Origin of the sequence: Paracoccus liaowanqingii (assembly GCF_004683865.2) — a bacterium.
GTDB lineage: Bacteria > Pseudomonadota > Alphaproteobacteria > Rhodobacterales > Rhodobacteraceae > Paracoccus > Paracoccus liaowanqingii.
Map to the genome: position 1 here is coordinate 226,140 of NZ_CP040763.1, position 16,931 is coordinate 243,070.

The 16,931-nt window shown below is 67.9% G+C and carries 15 protein-coding genes; 8 read left to right on the forward strand and 7 right to left on the reverse strand.

Annotated elements, in window-relative coordinates; all coding sequences use genetic code 11:
- Positions 1 to 31: 31 nt before the first annotated feature.
- The 6 genes from E4191_RS20800 to E4191_RS20825 are packed head-to-tail and all read left to right on the forward strand — an operon-like array spanning position 32 to position 5,928.
- A complete protein-coding gene (locus tag E4191_RS20800; RefSeq protein ID WP_139616253.1) occupies positions 32 to 970 on the forward strand; it encodes an ABC transporter substrate-binding protein in 939 nt (312 codons plus the stop codon).
- A 58-nt stretch (positions 971 to 1,028) separates the two neighbouring features.
- Complete coding sequence (locus tag E4191_RS20805) at positions 1,029 to 1,805, forward strand: ATP-binding cassette domain-containing protein (protein ID WP_228461877.1); 777 nt, start codon at positions 1,029 to 1,031, stop codon at positions 1,803 to 1,805.
- 20 nt (positions 1,806 to 1,825) lie between these two features.
- Positions 1,826 to 2,812 carry a zinc-binding alcohol dehydrogenase family protein gene (locus E4191_RS20810; RefSeq protein ID WP_139616288.1) on the forward strand — a complete coding sequence of 329 codons (987 nt, stop codon included), beginning with the start codon at positions 1,826 to 1,828 and terminating at the stop codon, positions 2,810 to 2,812.
- Between the two features lie 47 nt (positions 2,813 to 2,859).
- Complete coding sequence (locus E4191_RS20815) at positions 2,860 to 4,326, forward strand: UxaA family hydrolase (protein ID WP_139616289.1); 1,467 nt, start codon at positions 2,860 to 2,862, stop codon at positions 4,324 to 4,326.
- 15 nt (positions 4,327 to 4,341) lie between these two features.
- Positions 4,342 to 5,070 carry an SDR family oxidoreductase gene (locus E4191_RS20820; protein ID WP_139616254.1) on the forward strand — a complete coding sequence of 243 codons (729 nt, stop codon included), beginning with the start codon at positions 4,342 to 4,344 and terminating at the stop codon, positions 5,068 to 5,070.
- Positions 5,071 to 5,085: 15 nt separating this feature from the next.
- Positions 5,086 to 5,928 carry a fumarylacetoacetate hydrolase family protein gene (locus E4191_RS20825; RefSeq protein WP_139616255.1) on the forward strand — a complete coding sequence of 281 codons (843 nt, stop codon included), beginning with the start codon at positions 5,086 to 5,088 and terminating at the stop codon, positions 5,926 to 5,928.
- A 176-nt stretch (positions 5,929 to 6,104) separates the two neighbouring features.
- On the opposite strand, the gene E4191_RS20830 is transcribed toward E4191_RS20825, so the two are convergent.
- From E4191_RS20830 to E4191_RS20860, 7 genes are all read right to left on the reverse strand, one after another.
- Entirely contained in the window at positions 6,105 to 6,971 is an 867-nt protein-coding gene (locus E4191_RS20830; RefSeq protein ID WP_139616256.1) for a PfkB family carbohydrate kinase, read from the reverse strand.
- A gap of 13 nt (positions 6,972 to 6,984) precedes the next feature.
- Positions 6,985 to 7,845, reverse strand: a complete 861-nt coding sequence (locus E4191_RS20835) for a MurR/RpiR family transcriptional regulator (protein ID WP_139616257.1) — start codon at positions 7,843 to 7,845, stop codon at positions 6,985 to 6,987.
- Positions 7,846 to 7,873: 28 nt separating this feature from the next.
- A complete protein-coding gene (locus E4191_RS20840; protein WP_407947098.1) occupies positions 7,874 to 8,830 on the reverse strand; it encodes an ABC transporter permease in 957 nt (318 codons plus the stop codon).
- Positions 8,831 to 8,832: 2 nt separating this feature from the next.
- Positions 8,833 to 10,374, reverse strand: a complete 1,542-nt coding sequence (locus tag E4191_RS20845) for a sugar ABC transporter ATP-binding protein (protein WP_407947093.1) — start codon at positions 10,372 to 10,374, stop codon at positions 8,833 to 8,835.
- 144 nt (positions 10,375 to 10,518) lie between these two features.
- Positions 10,519 to 11,565, reverse strand: coding sequence for a sugar ABC transporter substrate-binding protein (locus tag E4191_RS20850; protein WP_139616259.1), 1,047 nt, complete (start codon positions 11,563 to 11,565; stop codon positions 10,519 to 10,521).
- Positions 11,566 to 11,607: 42 nt separating this feature from the next.
- The gene (locus E4191_RS20855; protein ID WP_139616260.1) at positions 11,608 to 12,585 is read right to left on the reverse strand and encodes a sugar phosphate isomerase/epimerase family protein; all 978 of its coding nucleotides are present in this window, start codon (positions 12,583 to 12,585) and stop codon (positions 11,608 to 11,610) included.
- Positions 12,586 to 12,918: 333 nt separating this feature from the next.
- Positions 12,919 to 14,898 (reverse strand): PhoX family protein, encoded by a 1,980-nt coding sequence (locus E4191_RS20860; protein ID WP_139616261.1) that lies wholly within the window; start codon positions 14,896 to 14,898, stop codon positions 12,919 to 12,921.
- Between the two features lie 329 nt (positions 14,899 to 15,227).
- On the opposite strand from E4191_RS20860, the gene E4191_RS20865 reads away from it, so the two are divergent.
- Both E4191_RS20865 and kdpF read left to right on the forward strand, forming a co-directional pair.
- Complete coding sequence (locus E4191_RS20865; protein WP_139616262.1) at positions 15,228 to 16,541, forward strand: esterase-like activity of phytase family protein; 1,314 nt, start codon at positions 15,228 to 15,230, stop codon at positions 16,539 to 16,541.
- Positions 16,542 to 16,844: 303 nt separating this feature from the next.
- On the forward strand, positions 16,845 to 16,931 hold the full coding sequence (kdpF, locus tag E4191_RS24945; protein WP_136887562.1) for a K(+)-transporting ATPase subunit F: 87 nt from the start codon (positions 16,845 to 16,847) through the stop codon (positions 16,929 to 16,931).

Sequence of the window (16,931 nt, forward strand, 5' to 3'; positions counted from 1 at the left end):
CAACACCATCATCATCGGAGGAGGAACCAAGATGACCCTGCTGAAGACATGCCTGACCGTATCGGCCCTGGCCCTGACCGCAACCGCGGCGCAGGCCGGAGAGATCGCGGTCATCGTCAAGACGACCAACTCGAACTTCTGGCAGAACGTGAACCTGGGCGCACAGGCCGCCATCGAGGGCCAGTCGGAACACACCCTCAGCTTCGACGGTCCGACGGCCGAAAGCGCGGTGGCCGATCAGGTCAACCTGGTCGAGAACGCCATCAACCGCGGCGTAGCCGGACTGGTGCTGGCCCCATCCGACCCCGAGGCCCTGATCCCCGTGGTGCAGCGCGCCTACGAATCCGGCATTCCGGTCGTCATCATCGACAGCACCCTGGGCGAGGGGGCCGAGGGCAGCTTCCAGGCCTTCCTGTCCACCGACAACTGTGCCGCCGGCGAACAGGTCGCACAGCGCATGATCGACGAGGCCGGGACGACCGGCAAGGTCGGGATCATGTCCTATGTCGCGGGCGTGGGGTCCGAGATCGGCCGCGTGGGCTGTTTCACCGAGTACCTGGAAGCCAATTCCGACCTGGAGATCGTGGGCCCGCTTTATTCGCAAAGCCAGATGGCCAATGCGCTGAACCAGACCACCGACATGCTGGCCTCGAACCCGGATCTGGTCGGCATCTTCGGCGCGAACGAGCCGACCGCCGTCGGCATGGGCCGCGCCATCACCCAGGCCGGGAAGGCGGGCCAGCTGACGGCCCTGGGCTTTGACGGCAACGAGGATCTTCAGCAGTTCGTGCGCGACGGCGTGCTGACGGCAACGGCCGTGCAAGGGTCGTTCGCCATGGGCGAGCTGGGCGTGCAGGCGGTCATGGACATCATCGCGGGCGAGACGGTCGAGCCGTTCATCAACACCGGCGTCGTGATGGTCGATCAGGACAACATCGAGTCCGACGAAGCGAAGAACGTCCTCTATTGATCCTGCCGGGGGCCGTTTCCCCGGCCCCCGATTGGCGACACGTTGCAAAGGGCAGGCCATGTCACTCCAGCCGCTGGTCCAGATGACCGACATCGAAAAGAACTTCGGCGGCGTCCGCGCTGTCGACCATGTCTCCGTCAACCTCTATCCGGGCGAGGTCGTGGGCCTGCTGGGGCATAACGGTGCGGGAAAATCCTGCCTGATGCGCATCCTGTCGGGCGCGATGACGCCCAGCAGCGGCGAGATCCGCGTGAACGGCGAGGCGGTGACGTTCGCCGAACCCAACGATGCCCGCGCCCGGGGGATCGAGACGATCTACCAGACGCTGGCGCTGGCCGACCATCTGGATGCGCCCAGCAACCTGTTCCTGGGACGCGAGCTGAAGACCCGGTTCGGCAATCTGGACGACGCCGCGATGCTGCGCGCCGCCCGCGAGGTGCTGGCCCGGTTGAACCCGAACTTCACGAACCTCCGCGATCCCGTGTCCAGCCTGTCGGGGGGGCAGCGACAGGTCATCGCGATCGCGCGTGCGATCTATTTCGACACCCGCATCCTGATCATGGACGAGCCGACGGCGGCCCTCGGGCCATCGGAGACCGCGATGGTCGCCGATCTGATCCGCAAACTGCAGGCCGATGGCATCGGGATCTTCCTGGTCAGTCATGACATCCATGACGTCTTCGAGTTGTGCGACCGGGTCGTGGTGATGAACAAGGGCCGTGTCGTCGGTGCCCATGCCATCACCGAGGTGAGCAAGGACGACGTCCTCAGCCTGATCGTGAAGGGAGAACTGCCCGGCGGCTGGACCGCGCGTCCGATCGAGGCCGCGCAATGAAGGACGACACGACCGCCATGATGGACTGCGGCATCTGCCTGAAGCCGGGCCGGTTCGACGTCGTCTCTCGTCCCCGCCCGACCGAGGCCCCCGAGGGCTGGGTGCTGGTGGACATCGCCGCGATTGGGATCTGCGGCACAGATTACCATATCTTCGAAGGCAAGCACCCCTATCTGGAATACCCCCGGGTGATCGGGCACGAGCTGTCGGCCCATGTCGCCAGCGGACCCGACACCGGGCGGCTGGTCGTCGTGAACCCCTATCTGTCCTGTGGAACATGTCGCGCCTGCCGGCGCGGCAAGCCGAACTGCTGCGCCTCGATCGCGGTCCTGGGCGTGCATCGCGATGGCGGCATGTGCGCGCGCATCGCGGTGCCAGTGGGCAACCTCTACCCTGCCGACGGCCTGAGCGTGCGGCAGGCCGCGATGGTCGAGTTCCTGGCCATCGGCGCGCATGCCGTCGCCCGGTCGGGCGTGGGCAAGGGCGATCTGGCGCTGGTGACCGGCGCGGGGCCCATCGGGCTTGGCACCGCCCTGTTCGCCCGGCTGGCCGGGGCCGAGGTGCATCTGATGGATCTCAGCGACGAACGGCTGGCCCTGGCCAGGCGCCTGTGCGGGTTCGACCGCCTTCACCGCCCCGGCGATGACATCCTGACCGGCGATCTGGCCGAGGGGTTCGACGCAGTTTTCGACGCCACCGGCAGTGCCAGGGCAATCGAGGCGGGCTTTCCCCTGCTGGCACATGGCGGGACCACGGTTCTGGTCAGCGTGGTGAAGGGCGACATCGGCTTTTCGGACGCCGAGTTCCACAAGCGCGAAGCGCGCATCGTCGGCAGCCGCAATGCGCTGCGGTCCGATTTCGACCGCGTCATCGCGGCCATCCGCGAGGGGCTGATCCCCGCCGATGCGCTCGTGTCGGATGTCGTGGCCCTGGCCGATCTGCCCGCCCGGTTCCCCGCGCTGGTTCATGACCGCAACGACATCGTCAAGATCCTGGTGACCCCGTGACACATCCCGTTCCGACCGCCATCCACCTGCATGACCGCGACAACATCATGGTGGCCCTGACGTCCCTGGCCCCGGGGACGCCCGTCGCGGGGGACACGGTCGCCGCCGAGGCGATCCCCGCGGGCCACAAGATCGCCCTCCGCCCCATCGCGGCGGGCGAGCCGGTGCTGAAATACGGCCAGGTCATCGGCACCGCCACGCAGGCCATCGCAGCCGGAGAACATGTGCATGTCCACAACCTGGGCATGGGCGCGCACCGGCAGGATTACGGGTTCGGCAGCGCGGTGGATCCGCTGCCCGGCATCGACGCCCCGGCCTCGTTCCAGGGGTTCCACCGCCCCTCGGGCCGGGTGGGGACGCGCAACTATATCGGCATCCTGACCTCGGTGAACTGCGCGGGGTCCGTTGCGCGCTTCATCGCGGAAGAGGCCGAGCGTCAGGGATGGCTGGCCGACTATCCCCATGTCGACGGCATCGTGCCCATCGTGCACGGAACCGGCTGCGGCATGTCGGGAAAGGGCGAGGGCTACGAGACGCTCTTCCGCACCATCGCGGGCTATGGCCACAACCCGAACTTCGGCGCGATCCTGATGGTGGGGCTGGGCTGCGAGGTCATGCAGATCCCCGACCTGATCGACCGGCAGGCGCTGAAGGACAGCGCGCGCTTCCGCTACATGACCATCCAGCAGACCGGCGGCACGCGCGCCACTGTCGACAAGGGCGTGTCCGTGCTGCGCGACCTGGCCGCCGAGGCGAACCGCGCCACCCGCCAGCCCGCGCCGGCCTCGAAGCTGGTCATGGGCATGCAATGCGGCGGATCGGACGGCTATTCGGGCATCACCGCCAACCCCGCGCTCGGCATCGCATCCGACCTGCTGGTGGCGAATGGCGGCATCTCGATCCTGTCGGAAACGTCCGAGATCTACGGTGCCGAACATCTTCTGACGCGCCGGGCCGACGCGGACACCGGGCGCAAGCTGATCGACCTGATCGAGTGGTGGGAGGATTACACCGCCCGCAATTTCGGCGAGATGGACAACAACCCCTCGCCCGGCAACAAGCGCGGCGGCCTGACCACGATCCTCGAGAAAAGCTTGGGCGCCGTCGCCAAGGGCGGCAGCGCGCCCCTCTCGGCGGTCTATCGCTATGGCGAACCCATCGACCGGCCGGGCTTCGTCTTCATGGACAGCCCCGGCTACGATCCCTGCTCGGTCACGGGGCAGGTGGCCTCGGGGGCCAACCTGATCGCCTTCACCACCGGGCGGGGCAGCGTGTCGGGATACCGCCCCGTGCCCTGCATCAAGATCGCCTCGAACCCCGACCTGTGGCGCCGGATGGAGCCTGACATGGATGTCGATTGCGGGGCGATCCTGTCCGGGGTCACCCTGCAGGAGAAGGGCCGCGAGATCTTCGAGCTGATGCTGGCGACCGCGTCGGGCGCCGAGACGAAAAGCGAGGCGCAGGGCTTCGGCGCGGTTGAATTCGTGCCTTGGCAGATCGGCGCGGTGATGTAAGTGAAAGGAAGACCCATGACAGCCCCAGGCCTTGCCGGACAACACGTCCTGATCACCGCCGCAGCCCAAGGGATCGGCCGTGCCAGCGTGGAGGCCTTCATCAGGGCGGGCGCCCAGGTCACCGCGACCGACATCAACGGGGAAGCTCTGTCCGGGCTGGCCGGCTGCCGCACGGCGCGCTTGGACGTTCTGGACGGCGCGGCGGTGACGGAGTTCTGCGCCGCACTGGGACCGGTCGACGTGCTGTTCAACTGCGCGGGCGTGGTCCATGCGGGCAGCATCCTGGACATGCCGGACGCCGATCTGGATTTTGCCTTCGATCTGAACGTGCGGGCGATGGTCCGGATGATCCGGGCCGTCCTGCCGGGCATGATCGACCGCGGGCAGGGGGCGATCATCAACATGTCCTCGGTCGCGTCCTCGGTGAAGGGGGTGCCGAACCGCTTCGCCTATTCGACGACCAAGGCCGCCGTGCTGGGGCTGACCAAATCGGTGGCGGCGGATTACGTGGGCCAGGGCATCCGCTGCAATGCGATCTGCCCCGGCACGGTGCAGTCGCCCTCGCTGGACCAGCGCCTGGCCGCGACCGGCGACGCCGAGGCCGCCCGCGCGGCCTTCGTCGCCCGCCAGCCCATGGGGCGCATCGCCGAGGCCGATGAAATCGCCGATCTGGCCGTGTATCTGGCCGGCGCAACCTATACCACGGGCCAGGCCGTCTGCATCGACGGCGGCTGGACCATCTGATCCAAGGGAGATGACATGAAACTCGTTCGCTTTGGCGCATCCGGCGCCGAGACACCCGGCCTGATCGATGCCGAGGGCCGGATCCGCGACCTCTCGGCGCATGTTCCCGACCTGTCGGGCGCGCATCTGCATGCCGACGCGCTGGCCCGGCTGGCGGGCCTGGACCCGGCCTCGCTGCCGCTGGTCGAGGGCAACCCGCGCCTTGGGCCCCCGGTGGCGGGTACGGGCAAGTTCATCTGCATCGGCCTGAACTATGCCGATCACGCCGCGGAATCCGGCATGGAGGTCCCGCCCGAGCCGGTGATCTTCATGAAGGCCACCAGCGCCATCTGCGGCCCCGACGATCCGATCGTCATCCCGCGCGGCAGCGAGAAGACCGATTGGGAGGTTGAGCTGGCCGTCATCATCGGCACGCCCGCCAAATATGTGACCGAGGCCGACGCCATGTCCCATGTCGCGGGCTTTGCGGTGACGAACGACGTGTCCGAGCGCGCCTTCCAAACGGAGCGTGCGGGCCAGTGGACCAAGGGCAAGTCCTGCGACAATTTCGGCCAGCTGGGCCCATGGCTGGTGACCCCGGACGAGGTCGCGGATCCGCAGGACCTGGGGATGTGGCTGACCGTCAACGGCGAGAGGATGCAGGACGGCTCGACCCGGACGATGGTCTATCAGGTGCCGTTCCTGATCCACTACCTCAGCCAGTTCATGACCCTGCACCCGGGCGATGTGATCTCGACCGGGACGCCGCCGGGCGTGGGCATGGGCATGCGCCCGCAGCGCTTCCTGAAGCCCGGCGACGTGGTCGAGCTGGGCATCGACGGCCTGGGCCGCCAGCGCCAGGACGTGATCGCCGACTAGGCGGCACGGATCAGCGGGCAGTGGCCCGCTGACCCGGGGCGTGGGCATTCAGCCCCGGCACACAGATGCGTGCTGTCGCGGTGGCGACCAACTGCCTGCCGCGCAGGCCTCGGAATGACGCATCGCGCCCGTCCGCAAGGGTGGTCTCTTGCGGGCCGGGCCGTCGGTCGTGCCGATCATCTGGGTTGCGAGACATGCCGGGCTGCCGCCAGATTGGCGGTGGCGACGGCGTCGCCGAGGGATTCCCGCCGAACGAGTTCCGCCACCATCGTGCCGATGAAGCAGTCGCCGGCCCCATGCGTGCTGACCAGAGCGACGGCATGCCCCGGTTCGGCATGGCTGATGTCCTGGCCCTCGACCGCCACGCCGTCCCCGCCCGCGGTGACCACGACCACCCGGAATCGCGCCGCCAGTGCGCGCGCGGCGATCCCGGCATCCTCAAGCGAGGCGACCTTCCGGCCGCACAGCGCCTCGGCCTCGCCTGCGTTGACGACGAGGATATCGACCGCCCGGGCCATCGCGTCGGACATCGGCCGCGCGGGGGCGGCGTTCAGCACGGTCGTCACGCCCCGCGCGCGGGCGGCCTCGGCGGCGGCCAGGTTCAGCGCCTCGGGGATCTCGTTCTGCAGCACCAGATGGGTGGCGTCCTGCCAGAGGGCGTCCTTGGCCAGCACCCCGGGATCGATGGCCAGGTTGGCGCCCGACACGATCACCGCGCCATAGTCGCCGCCCGCATCCATGATCGCCATGCTCATCCCCGATCCTGTTCCGGGGATGGTCGCGACATGGGCGTCGTCCACGCCCGCCCGGCGCAGGCCGTCGCGCAGGAAGGGCCCGAAGGCGTCGTCGCCCACCGCCGAGACCATGCGGCAGGGTACCCCGGCCGCGACGACGGCGGCGGCCTGATTGCCGCCCTTGCCCCCGAAGACCGGCCGCCAGGCGCTGCCGGTCACCGTCTCGCCTGCCGCGGGACGATGGGGGGCATCGACGACGATGTCGTAATGCAGGCTGCCGAGGGTGACGGCGCAGGGGGTCGGGGTCATCGGAATGTCCTGTTCAGCGGCGGCGCTTGGCCTCGACCGCCTTGCGGGTCCGGTCCAGCTGCGCTTCCGAGCGGTCCAGATCACGCTGCGCGACGGCGACGAAGATCGCGTCCATGATGTTGAGCTGCGCGATGCGCGCGGCGGCGTTCTCTCCCAGCAGGGGCGAGCCCTGGGCGGTCGAGCAGAGGGCGATGTCGGCCAGTTCCGACAGGGGCGCGGTGGCGTAGTTGGTGATGGCGATGACGCGCGCACCCTGTTCGCGGGCCAGTCGCGCGGCCTCGATCACGTTCGAGGTGGTGCCGGAATGGCTGAAGGCCACGGCCACGTCGTCCGGCCCCAGCAGCGAGGCCGACATCAGCATCATGTGCGGGTCGTCCTGCACGCCCGCCCGCAGGCCGATGCGCAGGAACTTGTGGGCCACGTCGCGGGCGATCTGGGCCGATCCGCCGACACCGTAGAAGTCGCGCTGCCGGGCGCGGTGAAGCAGGTCGGCGGCCCGGTCGAAGGCCTCGACGTTCAGGATCGACATCGTCTCCTCCAGCGCCTGCATCGAGGTCTGGAACACCTTGCGGATGATGTCCGCCGAGCTGTCGTCGGGCGAGATCTCGGAATGGAGCGAGGCCACGTCGGTCTGGCGATAGACCACCAGGGCCTCGCGGAAGTCGCGAAATCCCGCGAAGCCCAGCTTCTTGGCGATCTTGACGACCATCGCATCCGACACGCCCGCATCCTCGGCCACCTGCCGCAGCGCGGTGGTGCGGTCCAGGTCGGTGCGACCGGTCATCCCCTCGACGACCCGCCCTTCCAGCGGCGTCAGGAAGGGCAGCCGCATCCGGATCTGCGCACCGATGCTGCGCGGGTCGTACTGTTCCATCAGGCGGTGCCCCTTGTTCCGTCGGGGCCTATGCCCGACCGCGCGTCGCGCGGTCGATCAGCATGGCCACCAGGATGATGATACCCGTCGCCAGCAGCTGATAGAAGGCCTGCACGTTCATCAAGGTCAGCCCGTTGCGCAGGCCGCCCAGGATGACGGCCCCCATCAGCGTGCCCACGACCGACCCCTTGCCGCCCATCAGGGAGGCCCCGCCGATGGCCGCGGCCGCGATGGCGTCCAGCTCCCACAGGTTGCCCATGGTGGGATCGGCGGCGCCGAGGCGGCCGGTCAGGATCAGGGCCGCCACGGCGGCCAGCCCGCCCGACAGGACATAGACGATGATCTTGGTGCGCGCGACGGGAACTCCGGCGATGCGCGCGGCCTCGGGGTTGCCGCCGACGGCCAGGATGTATTCGCCAAGGGGGCTGCGGTTCAGCACCACCCACAGGATGCCCGCGATGATCGCCACGATGATGACCGGCACCGGCACGCCCAGCACCAGTCCGTTGATCGCCGACCGGAACTCGGCCGGGATGCCGAAGATCGGGTTTCCGCCGGTGAAGATCAGCGCCAGCGCCCGATACAGCGACAGCGCGCCAAGCGTGACGATGAAGGGCTGCAGCCCCGCCACGGCGACAAGCGTGCCGTTGAACAGCCCGCAGGCCATGCCGGTGGCGATGGCACCGGCCACGGCCAGAGGGATGGGCACGCCCGCGATCATCAGCGTCGCCCCGACGATGGCCGAGACGGCCGCGGTGGGACCCACGGACAGGTCGATCCCGCCCGAGATGATGACGAAGGTCATCCCCAGGGCGATGCAAGCGTTGATCGACGATTGCTGCAGGATGTTGATCAGGTTCGGCGCGGTCAGGAACACCGGGTTCAGCACCGCGAAGACCGCGAAGATCAACACCAGGCCGAAGAAGGTCCCGGCATCGCGCAGGTTGATGCGCGGGGTGCGGGTGTGGGCGGGGGATGCGGTCATGGTCATGGCTGGGCCTCGAGGGCTGGGGCCGGGGTGTCCGGGCCTCTGGATCTGGGAATGGCATTCGCCGCGATGGCGTCTTCTGAGATGTCGTCGCCGCCCAGGATGGCCGAGATGCGGCCTTCCCGCATCACCATGACCCGGTCGGAGACGCGCAGGATCTCGGGCAGTTCCGAGCTGACGACGATGATCGACTTGCCCGATCGGGCCAGTTCGGCGATCAGGTCGTAGATCTCGGACTTGGCGCCGATGTCGATGCCCCGGGTGGGTTCGTCGAACAGCAGGATGTCAACATCCGCGGCCAGCCAGCGGCCGATGATGGCCTTCTGCTGGTTGCCGCCCGAAAACGTGCCGATGGCGCGGGACACGTCCGGCGGGCGCATCCCCATCTTCTTCATCAGCGCCGTCGCCTCGGCATGCAGCGCGCGACGCCGCACCAGCCCGAAGCGGGTGAACCGCCCCATGCAGGGCAGCGCGATGTTCGAGGCGACCGAGCGGGCCCGCACGATGCCGTCCTTCTTGCGTTCCTCGGGCACCAGGCCGATGCCCGCGCGGATCGCCGTGCGGGGGCTGCGCAGATCGACGGGCTTGCCGTTCAGCGTCACGCTGCCTTGGCGCGCGCGGTCGATGCCCGCGACCAAGCGCAGCAGCTCGGTGCGCCCCGATCCGACCAGCCCGGCGATGCCCAGCACCTCGCCCTTGTGCAGATCGAAGCTGGCGTCCCGGATCAGCCGGTCGTCCGACAGCCCGCGCACCTGCATCACGACCTGGTCCCGGGCGTGGCCGACATGGCGTTCATGGGTGATGTCGCGCCCGACCATCCTGGCGATCACCTGATCCTCGGTCACCGCGCGCATGTCGACGGTGTCGACAAAGCGCCCGTCGCGCAGGATCGTGGCGCGGTCGCAGACCTGAAAGACCTCGTTCATCTTGTGGCTGACATAGATGATCGACTTGCCCGCCGCCGCAAGCCGCGCGATCAGCGCCGCCAGCGCGTCGAATTCCGACGGGGTCAGGCTGGAGGTCGGCTCGTCCATGGCGATGATCTTGGCGTCGTCCAGCAGGGCGCGGGCGATCTCGACGATCTGCTGCTGGGCGACCTTCAGCGTGTGGATGGGCGCGCGCGGATCGATGCGGGGGTCCAGATCGGCCAGGATGGCGCGGGCCCGGACCTCCTGCGCGCGGCGGTCGACCAGCATCCCGCCCGCATGGGTCAGGGGGCGGCCCAGGAACAGGTTCTGCGAGACCGTCAGCTGCGGGATATGCTGCAGTTCCTGGTGGATCATCGCGATCCCGGCGGCGCGGGCATCGGCGGGTCGCGTCAGCGTGACGGGCTGGCCGTCGATCAGGATCCGCCCCTCGGTCGCCTGAAGCACGGCGGACAGGACGTTCAGCATCGTCGATTTTCCGGCGCCGTTCTCGCCCAGCAGGCCGTGGACCTCGCCGGCGCGGACATCGAAGCTGACATTGTCCAGCGCACGGATGCCGGGAAAAGTCTTGCTGACGCCTTGCAGCGACAGACGACTTGGGGGACTGGTCATCATGACACCTCTTTGGGATCCGCCATGGCGGAGAAGGGATGGCGCCCCGGGGGATGAGGGGGGCGCCATCCGGCCGGTCCGAGGGACCCGCGAGGGAGGATGCGCGGGACCGGACCCGGCATCAGCCGGACCGGACCGGAGTCCGGATCAGTCGGCCAGCAGCATCTCGCGCAGGGCGGCGGTATCCTCGACCGAGTATTCCTCGACGTTGTCCGCGGTGATCAGCGCCTGCGGGGTGGCCACGACCCGGGGAAGGTCCTGGCCGCCGATCAGCCGCAGGACGACCTCCATCGCCACCTCGCCGGTCAGCACGGGAAAGCTGTCCACGGTTCCGGTCAGATCGCCCGCCCGGATCGAGGCATAGGCGTCCGAGATGCCGTCCGTGCCGAAGACCGAGACCTGATCCTGCAGGCCCGCGGCCTTGACCGCCTCGACCACGCCAAGCGCCATGCCGTCGTTGTTGGCATAGAACCCGATCAGGTCGGGATGCTGCTGCAGGATGGTGGAGGCGGCATCATAGGCGGTCTCGCGGCTCCAGTTCGCGGGGACGCTGGCCACGACCTCGAAGCCCTCGGCCTCGCCGATGGTGGCCGTGAACCCGTCCGTGCGCTGGCCCGCGGCGAAGACGCCCGGCTGTCCCTCGATCACCGCGACCTTGCCGCCCTCGGGGGCGTTGTCGATGAACCACTGGGCGACGCGCACGCCGTTGTCGCGCTGGACGTTGCCGACATAATGCGCGGCGGACGGGATCACCGCGTCATTGACGTTCACCACGACGATGCCCTGCGCGGATGCGGTTTCGACGGCAGGCTGCAGGTTGTTGTCGGTCTGGGGCGACACCAGCAGGCCCTGGTAGCCCTGCAGGATCATGTTCTCGGCGATGGACAGTTGGCCCAGCTGATCGCCCTCGGACGGGGCGGCCTGATAGGCGAAGCCCACGCCGTTCGCCTCGGCCGTGTTCTGATAGCCCTGGCCGAGCGAGCGCCAGTATTCGTTGGTCAGCGTCTTGGACACGCCGCCGACCTGCGTCCCCTCGGCGGGGGCGGGCATGTCGCCGAACTGCTCGGACAGGGCTGACCAGTCCATGCGGTCCGCCTCGGTGTCCGAGTTCAGCGGCGCCAGGTCCTGGGCCATGGCCCCACCGGCAAAGGCCGTCACGGCGCTGGCCATTAGAAATGACTTGATCGTGATCATCTTGGGTCTCCTCCCTTTACGATAATCGGAAACAACGTGAAGTCAGGCCCCGGCCATGATCCGCGCCACGGCGCGCTGGCTGAGGGGCGAGTTCTGGGTGGCGATGGCCTCGTGCAGCGCATTGTCGCCGGACACACGCTCGGCCATCCTCATGAAGCGTTCGACGGCCTCGATGTTGGTGCGGCATTCCTCGACCGGGTCGATGCCCGAGGCGTCGGGGAAGGTGTCGAAATAGATCACCCCGTCATAGCCGTCGCGCCCGATCTGCCACAGCAGCTCCAGCGTGGCCTGCGGATGCACGCTGCCCACCATCAGACCGTCGTCGCGCTTGGCGTAACCGTCGTTCAGATGGACGCCCAGCAGCCGTGATTTGCGCGCGATCAGGGTGGCGGCGAAGGCCGGCATCTCGTCGGCGTAAAGAACATGGGCGAAGTCCAGCGTGACGCCGGTATTGGCGCAGCCCGTCTCGGCGATGGCCAGCAGGGTGGTCGCCGCATCGGGCAGAAGCGCGTAGGATCGCGGCTCGTTCGCCTTGTATTCGATCGAGATCATGCAATCGGGGGCATGTTCTGCCACCTCGCGGATGCCGCCGACCTCGTCATCCCACATCCGGCCGTAATCGCCCTGGAAGCTGTAGTCGAAGCCGTCCTGGCCCAGCCACAGCGTCATCAGCGGGGCGTCCATCTCCAGCGCGGCATCGATGCCCCGCTTGGTCAGGTCGATGGCCTCCTGCCGCACGGCGCGATCGGGGTTGGTGAAGGCGCCCAGCTTGAAGGCCGGGTTGGTGTAGTAGCGCATGGCCAGCCCGTTCACCTGCAGGCCCAGATCGTTGACCCGTGCCCGCACGGTCCGGGGCGCCTCGGCCACATGGTCGGGGAAGTTCAGGTCGACATGAGTCAGCCCCGGAACGCTGGCCGCGCGCGCGACCATCATCTCGAGCGTCGGCTTGCCCATATGGCCGGGCCATGCCTGATCGGCCTGCGCGGCAAATGAGTTCAGGCGCGTCGCGAATCTGGTCATGTGAAATCCTCCGTTACTTCACAGATATTGTACTGATCGTAAAGTTGTCAAGTTCCCTTCACATGTTTAGCGTCGGTGCCGAGGGTGGGTGGCTGGCAGCCGATCGGGTCACGATCCGTGCATGGAAGACGGGGGGCGTTCGTCCTGCAGCGAAGCGCGGATGGCGCTGCAGGAAATCAGGCCGCCCGGAAGACCGAGGGCAAGCTGCCTCGGGGGAACCGGGGCGTGGCAGTCGGACACAGGCGCGACATCGATCCGGCATGCCGCCCCTTGGAAACGAGACGGGGCGGCGGGAATTTCCCGCCGCCCCGCCTTTGGCGCGATGGACCTTTCTCAGCCGATACGACCGCCGCCCTGACGGGTGATGGCGACGACTGCCGGACGGACGGGCATCGCGTCCTCGAAGTCCGGCCAGCGGGTGGACAGATCCTCGTAGTAGGAGACGCGCCCATGACCCTCCCAGTCATCGCCGCCGTCGCCTGGATGCTGGACGGCGACGAAGAAGGTCGTCATGTCCTCGGTCGGGCAGGGCCCGCACAGCTCGGCACCCACCGGAACCCGGTAGAACAGGCGCGAGGTGCCGCGTGCGTCGCCATCCGTATCGACCGCCCACAGCCCATCGGTGCGGCCGGTATCGGCCATCGAATTGCCGTCCGTCGAGACCCAGAGACGGCCATCGGCGTCGATCGCGGCATTGTCCGGCATTCCGAACCAGCCGTTCCTGGTCGTTTCCGTAGAGAAGGTCGCGCCGACCTCGGCCACCGAGGGGTCGCCGCATTGCAGCAGGATCTCCCAGGTCCCGTCGGTCGCCGTGAAGTCGCCATCCGTCTCCAGGATCTCGATGATGTGCCCGAAGGCGTTCTCCACGCGCGGATTGGCGGCATTCGCCTCCTCGCGGCGCGTGTTGTTGGTCAGCATCACATAGGCGCGCCCGGTCAGGGGGTTGGGCTGGATGTCTTCGGGGCGGTCCATCGGCGTGGCCTCCAGCAGGTCGGCCGCGCGGCGCGTCTCGATCAGCACGTCGGCCTGGCTGGCAAAGCCGTTCTCGGCGGTCAGCGGACCCTCGCCGTGAACCAGCGGAAGCCATTGCATGGACCCGTCCTCGTCGAAGCGGGCGACATAGAGCGTGCCCTCGTCCAGCAGATCCATGTTGGCGGCGCGGTCGTCGGGGTCGTAGGTGCCCGCGGTGACGAACTTGTAGACATAGTCGAAGCGCTCGTCATCGCCCAGATAGAAGACGATCCGGCCATGCGCGGCCACCACGCTCTCGGCGCCCTCGTGCTTGAAGCGGCCAAGCGCGGTGCGCTTCTTGGGGACCGAATTGGGGTCCATGACATCCACCTCGACCACCCAGCCAAAGCGGTTGGGCTCGTTGGGTTCCTGGCCGACATTGAAGCGTTTGTGGAAGTTGCCCCACTGATAGGAGGCCCCGGGGACGCCGAGACGCTCGTAATTCGCGGCTTCGGGATGGTCGGCGGGCAGTTCGCCCAGGAAATAGCCGTGGATGTTTTCCTCGGCCATGATGTAGGTGCCCCACGGGGTCACGCCACCCGCGCAGTTGTTGATCGTGCCGAAGACCTTCGTGCCGGTCGTGTCATCCGCAGTCTTCATGCGGTCGTGGCCGGCGGCGGGACCGGTCAGCTGCATCTCGGTCTTGGCGGTGATGCGGCGGTTCAGTGCGCCATCCGTGACGGGGCGCCATTTGCCGCCGTCGCGCACCAGTTCGATGATGGTCCCGCCATGGGCCGCCATTTCGATATTGGCCCGATCCTCGGTCGCATCCGCCACGGCCATCTCGCCGTTCTGCATGGTGACGATCCCCGGGAACATCAGGTGCTCGTTGGTGTATTCGTGGTTCACCACCAGCAGGCCGCGATCGGCCGTCCCCTCCAGGGGAATGAAGCCCACGAAGTCGTTGTTGTAGCCGAACTGGCGTTCCTGGGCGGCTTCGGTCTGGCTCAGCGGGTCGAAATCGGGGGCGTCGGCAAAGATCTTGTCGCCCCAACGCAGCAGGATGTCGGCGTCATAGCCCTCGGCCACGTGGTGATCGGCATCGACCCCGGCCTCGACCTCGGGAAAGTTGAAGACCGAGGCCGTTTGCGCCCGGGCTTCACCCGCGGCAAACAGCGCGACGGGCGAGACGGTCGCGGCGATCGCCGCCGAGGCCATCGAGCCCCGCAGGAAGCCGCGTCGCGAAAAGCGGGCCGCGATGATGTCGCCCATGGTCGGATTGGCCGTCGGGTTGAGACCCGGCCCGTCGGCCTCCTCCAGCTTGGAGGTCCGGAAAACTTGGCTTTGGCGGATGTCGGTCATGTCTGGTCCCTGGGATTTCCTTGGTCAGGGGCGTGGTACGCCCGTTTCGCGACATAAACGTGTCAGTTCAGAAATGGAGGTGAGGTCCGGGCCCGATCCCCAGCCCGAAGCGGCGACGGGGCCTGCAAACGCGGGGCCTGACACGCAGGCCGGATTGTGCCGACGTGCTGTGCGGATGCCCTCGCAGGTCTTGCAGCGCCCCCGGGCCGGGCGCAGCTTCGGCGTCATCGAAGTTTCTGCCACCTGTGCGGTGCATGTTACACATCGGGCAGAGACGGGTTCCCGGCTGCGGATCGATTTGCCGCGTCGATGCACAAGGACATCTCGGGATGAAGACCACCCTCGCCTCCTCCGCGCTTCTGGCGCTTCTGGGTCCTGTCATGGCACAGGCGCAGCAGGCCTTTCCCGCCCGGCTTGCCGCCCATGCCGAGCTGCCGGGCGCGACATTCGTGCCCGCACCCGAGGGCGCCGCGCCGCATTACAACCTGTCGGGTCGGTTCACCGGCCCGGATGGCCGCGCCACGGACCTCTATTCGGAGGTTCAGGCGGCCAACGGCCTGGCCTTGCCCTTCCCGGGCCAGCCGCTGCAGGGCTTTTCGGGCATCCGCGCGCTTGATGAGGGGCGCTTTCTGGTGCTGACGGATAACGGCTTCGGCACCAAGGCCAATTCCTCCGACGTCATCCTGATGTTCAACATCGTTCGGCCGGACTGGGAGACCGGTCGCGTCGCCATCGAGCGAACGATCCGCCTGTCGGACCCAGATCAGAAGGTGCCCTTCCCGATCATGAACGAGGCCACCCCCGGCCGCTTCCTGACCGGCGCCGATTTCGACCTGGAATCCATCCAGCCCGTCGGCGATGGCTACTGGCTGGGCGACGAGTTCGGCCCCTGGCTGATCCAGGTGAACGGAGAGGGCGAGGTGCAGAAGGTGGTGGCCACCGAGCCGGGCGGCACCCTGATGCGGTCGCCCGACAATGCCTTCGCCATCGCGCCGGACCCCGGAGCCGCCCCGGCCGACGAGGTCGTCGTCTTCCGCTCGGGCGGCTACGAGGGAATGGCCCTCTCGGAGGATGGGGAGACGCTCTACCCGCTGCTGGAAAAGCCTGTCTGGGACCCTGCCGCCGAGGCGCGGGAGACCGTGGGCGGCGTCCCGGTGCTGCGGCTTTTCGAGGTCTCCTCCGAAACCGGCGCGTGGAGCGACAGGATCCGCTACTATCCCCTCGACGCCCCCGATCACGCGATCGGGGATTTCAACCTGATCGGCGGCACCCGGGGCCTGATCATCGAGCGCGACAGCGGCCAGGGCGATCCCCGCGAAGCCTGGGCCGAGACCCCCGCCACGTTCAAGCGCATCTATCTGGTCGATCTGGAGCGCATGGACGACAACGATGTGCTGGAGAAGATCGCCTATATCGACCTGATGCAGATTGAGGACCCCGAGGGCATCGCCCCCCGCGGCACCGCCGACGGTACCTTCACCTTCCCCTTCGTCACCATCGAGAACGTGGACCGGGTCGACGACACGCATATCGTGGTCGCCAACGACAACAACTATCCCTTCTCCGTCGGGCGCGAGCAGGGCCGGGCCGATGACAACGAGATCATCCTGCTGGAGGTGGAGGAGTTCCTGAACGCCGAGTAACCGGTCGCGGGGATCCTCGGCGGACCGAGGCGGTGGCAGCCGCCTTCGGTCCGCGCCCTGGACCCTTTGCCTGGGCCACGCGCATGGGCGCCGTCGCGCCGCGCCTGATCCTTACGCGTCCTTTACGCGTCCGACCGGGATGCTGCATAGCATCCTCACGCGGCCCCGTGATGACTGTCGGCCAACGACACTCATCACGTGGTTTCCCATGTCCGACATCATCTATCTGACGCTTGGCGCGGGTGGCTTCCTGGCCTTCATGGCCGGGATCCACGCGCTGGCCCGCATGTGACGGGGGCCGCGATGTTCGATCTGATCATCGGCCTTGCCGTGGCAGCGGGGCTTTTCGGCTACCTCGTCACGGCGCTGATGCGCCCTGACCGTTTCTGA